7 protein-coding genes are annotated in these 8,702 nt (G+C 52.9%); 2 read left to right on the top strand and 5 right to left on the bottom strand.

Annotated features, from left to right (window positions below; translation table 11 throughout):
• Positions 1–30 precede the first annotated feature (30 nt).
• From OO017_RS17635 to OO017_RS17615, 5 genes are all read right to left on the bottom strand, one after another.
• Positions 31–195: a hypothetical protein gene (locus OO017_RS17635; RefSeq protein WP_266054015.1), complete on the bottom strand. Its 165-nt coding sequence runs from the start codon at positions 193–195 to the stop codon at positions 31–33.
• Between the two features lie 66 nt (positions 196–261).
• The gene (locus OO017_RS17630; protein ID WP_266054014.1) at positions 262–2,721 is read right to left on the bottom strand and encodes an outer membrane beta-barrel protein; all 2,460 of its coding nucleotides are present in this window, start codon (positions 2,719–2,721) and stop codon (positions 262–264) included.
• Between the two features lie 329 nt (positions 2,722–3,050).
• Positions 3,051–3,659 (bottom strand): bifunctional nicotinamidase/pyrazinamidase, encoded by a 609-nt coding sequence (pncA, locus tag OO017_RS17625; RefSeq protein WP_266054013.1) that lies wholly within the window; start codon positions 3,657–3,659, stop codon positions 3,051–3,053.
• 57 nt (positions 3,660–3,716) lie between these two features.
• A complete protein-coding gene (gene pncA, locus OO017_RS17620; RefSeq protein ID WP_266054012.1) occupies positions 3,717–4,328 on the bottom strand; it encodes a bifunctional nicotinamidase/pyrazinamidase in 612 nt (203 codons plus the stop codon).
• Between the two features lie 150 nt (positions 4,329–4,478).
• The gene (locus OO017_RS17615; RefSeq protein ID WP_439651323.1) at positions 4,479–5,939 is read right to left on the bottom strand and encodes a DEAD/DEAH box helicase; all 1,461 of its coding nucleotides are present in this window, start codon (positions 5,937–5,939) and stop codon (positions 4,479–4,481) included.
• Between the two features lie 649 nt (positions 5,940–6,588).
• Here OO017_RS17615 and OO017_RS17610 point away from each other — a divergent pair.
• Both OO017_RS17610 and OO017_RS17605 read left to right on the top strand, forming a co-directional pair.
• Positions 6,589–7,344, top strand: a complete 756-nt coding sequence (locus OO017_RS17610; protein ID WP_266054011.1) for a YebC/PmpR family DNA-binding transcriptional regulator — start codon at positions 6,589–6,591, stop codon at positions 7,342–7,344.
• Positions 7,345–7,427: 83 nt separating this feature from the next.
• Positions 7,428–8,555: a CaiB/BaiF CoA transferase family protein gene (locus OO017_RS17605; protein WP_266054010.1), complete on the top strand. Its 1,128-nt coding sequence runs from the start codon at positions 7,428–7,430 to the stop codon at positions 8,553–8,555.
• Positions 8,556–8,702 lie beyond the last annotated feature (147 nt).

Raw genomic sequence — 8,702 nt, 5'->3', positions numbered from 1 at the left:
TTTGGCTCTTTTTCTGATCGTTGCCCCGCTTTAGTGGCCTTTGATGCCGCCCAGCCCTAAAAAAGCCTGAAAGACACGCCACTTTAAAACCTGAAAATAATCCCAATCACGGCCAACTACTGTGTAAAAGTCACTATGACGTTTATCAGCATTATGTGCGGAGTTAATTAAGTCCACCCCAATCACAATATACATAAATCCACCTACTTTAAATATAGCCCGGTCATTCCTCAGCACAACCAGGCTATACCTTCAATGGTGTTAGTTGCCGCCGCCTCCGCCGCCATTGTCTCCGCCGCCGCTTTTCAGGTCATCGTTTTTAATGCCGCGCTTGGTGCGCTTAATGTCCTCTTTCAGCTTACCGAACTTGTAGCTGAAGCCGATGTTTATGCGGCGGCGCTGGTAGGTGTACTCGCTGCGCTGGTCAAAATTCTGGCCGCTGATGTCGCTGTAGCCGGTAAAGTACTTGCTAAACGGGTTGTTAACCGATAGGCTGATACTGGCTTTCTCATCCTTCAGGAAATCCTTGCTGACGGAGAATCCGCTCCAAAACTGGCCGTTAGAGCGGCCCTGCAGCAGCACCCGTGGCGCATAGTAGCCACCGTTCATGCTGGCGCGCCAGTTCTTCTCGAAGCGGTAGCTGATGTAGCTGTACATGTAACCGCTCACGCCACTGTTCTCCAGGTCTTTGCCCTCTATATTGCCGCTCAGCTGGCTGTAAGAAAACGACCCGTTCAGGCTCAGGCTTAGCTTCTTGAACAGGGTAGAGTTACCGTTGAGGGAGAGGGTCGTGGTGCCATTTCGCCCGATGTTGCCGTAGGTGGTGGTAGTTACCGAGTCGGCCGGAGTAAAGATTGTGTAGCTCTGGATGGCGTTGTTGGTAAACGTATGGGTTAGTGTGCTGTTCAGGGAGTTGCTGTTCTTAAACATGCTGTGGGCCAGGCTGAAAACGTGGCTGGTTGCGGCCTTTAGGTTCGGGTTGCCGAAAGATACAGCCTTCTCGTTCTGGCGGTTCACGTACGGGTTCAGGTACCACAGGCTCGGGCGCTCGATGCGCTGGGTATAGGACAGCTTCAGGGTAGCCATGTTTTTCAGGGTGCGCGTCAGGGTAAGGCTCGGGATCAGGTTCAGGTAATCCTGCTCCGCCACCGAACCCGAAGACTTGAAGTGGGCATCCACCACGGTTTGCTCCAGGCGGGTGCCTGCCCGGATGCCCCACTTGTCGTAGCGCAGGCTGGCCGAAGTATAAGCAGCGTAGATATCCTGGTTATAATCGAACTCGTTGCTCAGCTCTGGTACTTCCTCAAAGGTGTTGGATTCGGGGTTTAGGTTACGGTAAAAGTAGTCGCTACCGTTGTCGCGCAGGATGGTTTTGGCGCCTACTTCCAGGGTATGCTTCTTAACCGGGTGCACATAATCCACCTGCATGGTCTGCTCTATGGAGCGCCCCTCGTTCACGGTGCGCGTGTCCAGCGGCCCCCTGTAGTTTACTATATTCTCGAAGTTGAGGCTGGTTTTATCTTCGCTGCCATTGTTCCCGATCTTATAAGATAGGGTGAGGAGCTGTTCCTTGTTTCGCTTGAATGTGTGCTGGTAGTCCAGGCCTGCGTCCATGTTCTTCCAGTACTCGTTGGTGGACTGGTTGCGGTTAAAAGCCTGCGTGCGGACTCCGGCTGCACTCAGCTGCTCCACCGTTTGCAGGCCCAGTTGCCCCCAGTTCCCTCCATACACACTAAACTTTGCCGACAGCAGGTTGAGTGTGTCTATCTCGTAGCTCATCTCACTGTCAAAGTATTTGTACCTGCTCTCGGAGCTCCCGTTGCTTCTCTGCAGCAGCTCTGTGCCCGTGTTTTTATCGAAGCGCTCAAAGTATGAGTTTTGCACGGGGGTGTTAAAGTCACTGACGCCTCCATAAGCCGAGATGCCAAACTTGCCCACTTTTGCTTTTATGTTGCCCGAGCCAAAACGGCTCCCCGGCCAGGACTGCGTTAAGCTCACGCTGCCGTTATAGCCGTTTGAAGTTTCGTTGTGCGTCACTACGTTGATGATACCGCCAATGCCCTCGGCGTCATACTTGGCCGGCGGGTCTGTAATCACCTCTATCCGTTTGATGGAGTTGGCCGGCATGCTTTTAAACACATCTTTAGGGTTGCGGGCAAAGAGGGTGGAGTTGCGGCCGTTTACCAGCACTTTATAGTTGCGGCTGCCGTTCAGCTGTATGTTTTCCTCCGAGTCGAGGCTGAGCATCGGTACTTTGCGGAGCATGTCCAGAGCCGTCAGCGTTTTGCTTTCCGGGTCAAACTCCACGTTGTAGCTGATCTTGTCGATGTCCTGGGAAATGAGCATTTTCTCGGCGGTTACCTCCACCTCCTGCAGTTGCTTGGCAGAGCTGGCTATAGGTAGCTTGCCCAGGTCCGCAGGCTTGCCAGCTTCCAGTGCCGGTACCTCCACCGAGAAAGGTTTGTATCCCACAAAAGTCAGGATAAGCTTGTAAGGGGCCAGGGGCAAGCCAGTCACTTCAAAACTGCCGTCAGACTGGGTAAAGGTGGTTTTTACGGCCTCGTCTTTATCAGGGGGGCTCACCACTACGGTTACATAGCCAAGCGGGGCCTGGTTGGCGGAGTCTACCACGATGCCTTTAATGGAGCCGGTGGCGGGGCTTTGTGCCCAGGTAAGGGAACAGAGCATCAGGCACAGGGCCAGCAGTAAGGTTTGTTTCATGTATATGTTAGGTTAAAGTGAGCACGCTAAAATCCACATAAGTATAAGCAGGCCTATACCTATACTTTCAGGTTCTCCCTTTACCTTAACTTCCTCAGGCTGCTGCGCCTATACTTCGCCCAAAAGTTTTGTGTCCGGAAAGATAACGCGAAATCATGAGACCTTTTATATAGGCAATAGAAATATCTATGGAAATATTCCTATAACAGCAGTTGTAAGTACATTTTTGAGGTATGGATGATATTTCTGTAGCCTTTTAAAAAGTATTGAAAACAAAAAGCCACCCTTTGGGAGGGTAGCTTCTGGGAGATGTTATACTTATACTTTACTTAAAGCAAGGTGTGGCTCGGGATGATTTGCGCTCCGCGTTCCACCAGATCGGCTTTGGCTTTCTGAAAGCCCTCTGTGCTGATGGCGCGAACGGCATCCTCCAGGTAGTATACTTTGAAGCCCTCTGCCAAGGCATCCTTTGCCGAGAAGTATACACAGTAATCCGCAGCAAGGCCGGCCAGGTATACTTCGGTTACCCCTTTACCGCGTAGGCTGCCGGCAAGTCCGGTGCTCTTGCGGTAACCGTTGTCAAAAAAGCCGCTGTAGCTATCCACTTCCGGGTCGGTGCCCTTCCGGAAAATAGCCTCTATTCGGTGTTGCTCCAGCTCCGCCGAAAACTCGGCTCCGACAGAGCCCTGCACACAGTGGTCGGGCCACAGCACCTGCTCCAGCCCGTTCAGTTCCGTCACCTCAAAAACACTTTTGCTTGGGTGCTGCGAGGCAAAGCTCTTGTGCTGCGGCGGGTGCCAGTCCTGGGTGGCTACCACCAGGTCAAACTGCCCCTGCAGCCTGTTCACGATGGGGATGATGGCATCGCCCTCGGGCACGGCTAGCGAGCCGCCGGGCAGGAAATCATTCTGTATGTCTATCAGCAGTAACGCACGCATAGGGTTGGGATTTGATTCGTGCCGCTAAGTTAGAAATTCAGGGGGAGTACTTTATACTTATCGGAGCAAATCTGTGCTTCGGATGATGTGGCACCCGCGCTGCAGCAAATCCGCCTTGGCCTTCACGAATCCCTCTGCGTTTATAGCGCGGGTGGCATCTTCGATGTAGTATACTTCAAAGCCCTCTGCCAGGGCATCTTTGGCCGAGAAGTATACGCAATAATCCGCGGCCAGCCCAACCAGGTATACATCGGTTACGCCTTTGCCGCGCAGGTAATCGGCCATGCCGGTGCTCTTGAGGTGTCCGTTGTCGTAGAAGCCGCTGTAGCTGTCAATCTCGGGGTCGGTGCCCTTCCGGAAGATCACCTCGATGCGGTTCTGGTCCAGCTTACCTGAGAATTCTGCGCCTTTGGTGCCCTGTATGCAGTGGTCGGGCCACAGCACCTGCTCCAACCCGTTCAGGTATATCACTTCCAGCGGTTTTTTGCCTGCATGGTTAGAGGCGAAGCTCTTGTGCTGCGGCGGATGCCAGTCCTGTATGGCCACTACCAGGTCGAACTGCTCCTGCAGCCTGTTCACGATGGGAATGATGACGTCCCCCTCCGGCACGGCCAGCGAGCCGCCGGGCAGGAAATCGTTTTGTATGTCTGCAATTAGTAAGGCACGCATAAGTATTACCTAACAGCCCAGGATAACAGGACCTTCTATAGTATATGTACCGAAACTAACGGGGCAGGGTTAGTGGCAAGACTGATAAGTCTGGAGGGTTTATACTTTAAAACAAAAGAGCCGCTAAATTGCGGCTCCCTTTGCTCTTTATTAGCTGTTGCTCTGTGGTGTGGCAGGTGTACTGCTGGCCGGGCTGCTGCCCTGTTCGCGGTTCTTGTTTCTGTTGCGGTTCCTGTTGCGGTTTCTGTTTCTGTTGCCGCTTTTCTTCTCGCCTTCAGCCCCTGGCTGGCCTGCTAATTTTATAGGCCTTTCACTGCCTTCCTGCTTTGGCTGTGCTCCATCCGGGCGTGGTGCTGCCCCAGGCTTCGGGCCTCTGTGGTGCTTGCTGCGGTGCCTGTCTCCTTTACTGCCGGAGCCTGGCTTGTTGCCGCCACGGTGGCGTGCACTTCCGCCGTCTCTGCGGGTTGGGTCATACGCCGGGCCAGGACCGAAGTCATCCGGAAGCGCCAGCTTCGGCAGCTCGCGCTCAATCAGGCGCTCTACCTTCTGTACCCGGTACATGTCCTTCTCGTTCACAAACGTAATGGCCATACCGGTGGAGGCGGCTCGTGCCGTGCGGCCCACGCGGTGCACATAGTCCTCGGCGTCCTGCGGCATATCGAAGTTCACCACGTGGCTAAGGCTGTCGATGTCTATACCCCTGGAGAGGATGTCGGTGGCAACCACGATCTGGTACTGCTTGTTCTTAAAGCCTTGCAGCGCCTTCTCGCGCTCATCCTGTGTCATATCCGACGAAATGCCCTCCGCCGTAAAGTTCATCTTCTTGAGGGAGCGCACGATCGGTGTCACGTTGGATTTGCGGGAGGTAAAGATGATCATGCTCTGCACATCCAGCTCGCGCAGCAGGTGCTCCAGTAAAGGCAGTTTCTGATTGTCGTAGGTCAGGTAAAGGCGCTGGTCTATACCTTCGGCTGGCTTGGAGATGGCCAGGTTTACCTCGGCTGGCTGCTGCAGGATCTGCTGTGCCAGGTCACGGATCTTGCGTGGCATGGTGGCCGAAAACAGGAGCGTCTGGCGCTGCTTCGGCAACTGGCTGATGATCTTGATCAGGTCATCCATAAAGCCCATGTCCAGCATCTTGTCCGCCTCGTCCAGCACCAGGTGATTGAGTTGGTCCAGCTTTACGTAGCCCATGGCCATGTGCGAGAGCAGGCGGCCCGGTGTGGCAATAATAATGTCGGCGCCAGTGGTGAGGGCGCGCTTCTGCTGCTCCCAGTCATCGCCTTTGTTGCCGCCGTAAATGGCAATGGAGCTAACCGAGGCAAAGTAGCCGAAGCCCTCCACCTGCTCATCGATCTGCTTGGCCAACTCGCGGGTCGGTACCAGTATAAGGGTGCTGGTGTGCTCATAGCCCCCGTGCGATATCCTGTCGATAAGCGGTAGCAGGTAGGCTGCAGTTTTTCCTGTGCCGGTCTGGGCGCAGGCAATAAGGTCTTTCTGTTCCAGGATCAGCGGGATAGCCTGTTCCTGTACGGGGGTAGGCTTGTTATAGCCCATCGAGTCAATGCCCGTCAGTACATCCTCGTGGAGGTTAAAAGAATGGAAGTCCAATGTTATAGGGTTTTTAATTAATACATGGCGGCCATCTTTTTTCCATCAGCCGCTTTTCTCAGTAAAGATACTACAAATATGGCTACTAAAAATATATGCATTTTTTCAAATATTTTTTTGGATAATGTTGTGAGTATTCAAAAGTATGTATTATGTTTGTAAAAAATAGGACAAGGTAGGAGAGTTGGTGACATGGCTAAATTGGAATAATTCAATTGGCCTTTAAAATTAGTTATGCTGAAAATTTGATTCCAAGCTTTGAAAGCAAATTTTGATATCTATATATCTTAATTTTTGTTAGCAAAATTATAATTTATTGAAACATTGCCTCAAAGATGGCGTAAACATCTTCAAAACAACAGAAACCATAACATCATAAAAAATATATATAAGATTCAAAAGTCATGAAAAAAGTTATACAAGATTCTCCTAATTTTTTCCTACTGGTAGGTCTTAACATTGTAAATGCCATCTTTATGCTGCTGGTTTAGTATCAGCACTCAAGATGTTTATATAACGCTTTAAGAAGAGCGGCTCTGTGAAAGCAGGGCCGCTCTTTTTATGCCTTTCCCGTAAAATTTTGCTTATTTTGTTCAGATAGAGAGTATATTATTTAGTGCAAAACATAATAAGTATAGTATAAAAAGCTATGGCAGGACACAATAAGTGGTCGCAGATAAAGCGAAAAAAGGGAGCCCTGGACGCCAAACGCTCAAAAATTTTCACCAAGCTTATAAAAGAGATCACGGTAGCCGTGAAAGAAGGCGGCGCCGACCCGGACGGTAACCCGCGCCTGCGCCTGGCCATCCAGACGAGCAAGGCAGCCAACATGCCCAAGGATAATATTGAGCGTGCCGTAAAGAAAGGGGAGGGCAGCGATGCCGGTGACTACAACCAGGTAAACTATGAGGGCTACGGCCCCAACGGTGTGGCGGTATTTGTCGAGTGCCTGACCGATAACATAAACCGCACCGTGCAGAACCTGCGCACCATATTTAACAAGAGCGGCGGCAGCCTGGGCACCAGCGGCTCCGTAGAGTACCTTTTCGACCGAAAGGGGGTGTTTGTGGCAAAGCTGGACCCGGAGCAAAGTATAAACGAAGATGAGCTGCTGCTGGAGCTGGCCGACGGAGGTGCCGAGGAAGTGGAGTTTGAGGACGGCTACATAACCATCTACAGCGCGATGGAGGATTTCGGGGCGATGCAGAAGAAGGTGGAGGAACTGCACCTTGACCTGGAGAGTGCCGAACTGCAGCGCCTGCCACAGACCACGGTGAAGGTAGAGGACCCGGAAGCTGTCCGGAAGATACTCCGGCTCATAGACTCGCTGGAGGACGATGACGACGTGCAGCAAGTATACCATAACCTGGAACTGAGCGAGGAAGTGATGGCAGAGCTGGAGTAGCGCAACTATAAAGTATATACTGGCCGCAGACCTGGGTTTGCGGCTTTTTGTTTGGTGTTTAAGTAAAGTATAAATTAATGCAGATGCCTGTTTTTAAAGATATGCTGGTGCTGGAGTTGGCCAGTGTGCTGGCCGGGCCAAGTGTGGGGCAATTCTTCGCGGAGCTGGGTGCACGCGTGCTGAAGGTGGAGAATGCCGCCACCCGTGGCGATGTTACCCGCAGCTGGAAACTCAGCACCGAATCCGCCGACACTGACACTCCTGCCTATTTTTGCGCAGCCAACTGGGGCAAAACCTCGCTGGCTCTTAACCTGGCAGACCCGCAGCAACTGCAGCAGCTGTATACCTTGGCAAAGCAAGCCGATGTGGTGATAGCCAGCTACAAACCCGGCGACGCCGAAAAGCTAAAGGTAGATTATGCGTCGCTCCGAAGTATAAACCCGCGCCTCGTTTATGGCCACATCACCGGCTACGGCCCCGACGATGCCCGGGCCGGTTACGATGCGGTGGTGCAGGCGGAGAGCGGTTTTATGTACCTCAACGGTGAGCCCGACGGGCCACCCGTGAAGATGCCGGTGGCCCTGATGGATATCCTGACGGCGCACCAACTGAAGGAAGGGGTGCTGGTGGCCCTGCTGCAGCGGGAGCGGACAGGGCAGGGGCAGCTGGTGCAGGTATCGTTGCTGCAGGCGGCCGTATCGGCGCTGGCGAACCAAGCCACCAATTACCTGGTGGCGGGGCAGGAACCGCAGCGCATGGGTTCCGAGCACCCCAACATCGTGCCTTACGGTTCGGTTTATACTTGCAAGTGCGGTAAACAGCTCGTGCTGGCTATCGGCGACGACAGGCAGTTTCGCAGGCTTTGTGCTGTGCTTGGTGCCGAACGTATGGCCGATGATCCAAAGTATAAAACCAACTACGAGCGGGTGCGTCACCGCCAGGAGGTGAACGGGAAGCTTCGCCAGCTTATAGCGCAGCAGGAGCGGGAAAGCTTGCTGCAACAGCTGCACACCCGGCATGTGCCGGCCGGAGCCGTGCATACTATACCGGATGTGTTTGCGCAGGTACAGGCACAGCAACTACTGCTGCACCATGCAGGAGCCAGGCCCGGGCTGCGGCAGGTGGCTTTTCGGCTGCAGGGGCAGGAGGCTCTGCAGCTAAGTCCGCCACCCTCGTATAATAACTTAGAGGAGGAACACAAGGAGCTTTAGGCTGATACCGATGTGGCAATAACTGCTTTGTACTTAGTTAAGTATGCGGATATAGGGGCAGTTGCTGTGAGCTATGTTGGCGGTTTACTAAACAAACTACCTGTAAGAGGGGTAAAAACTAAATCTGAGACACCCAAAGGCGAAAAA

This window comes from Pontibacter anaerobius (assembly GCF_026241195.1).
Taxonomy (GTDB): domain Bacteria; phylum Bacteroidota; class Bacteroidia; order Cytophagales; family Hymenobacteraceae; genus Pontibacter; species Pontibacter anaerobius.
The sequence above is the reverse complement of the archived record's forward strand: the minus strand, read 5'-3'. Positions and strand labels throughout refer to the sequence as shown.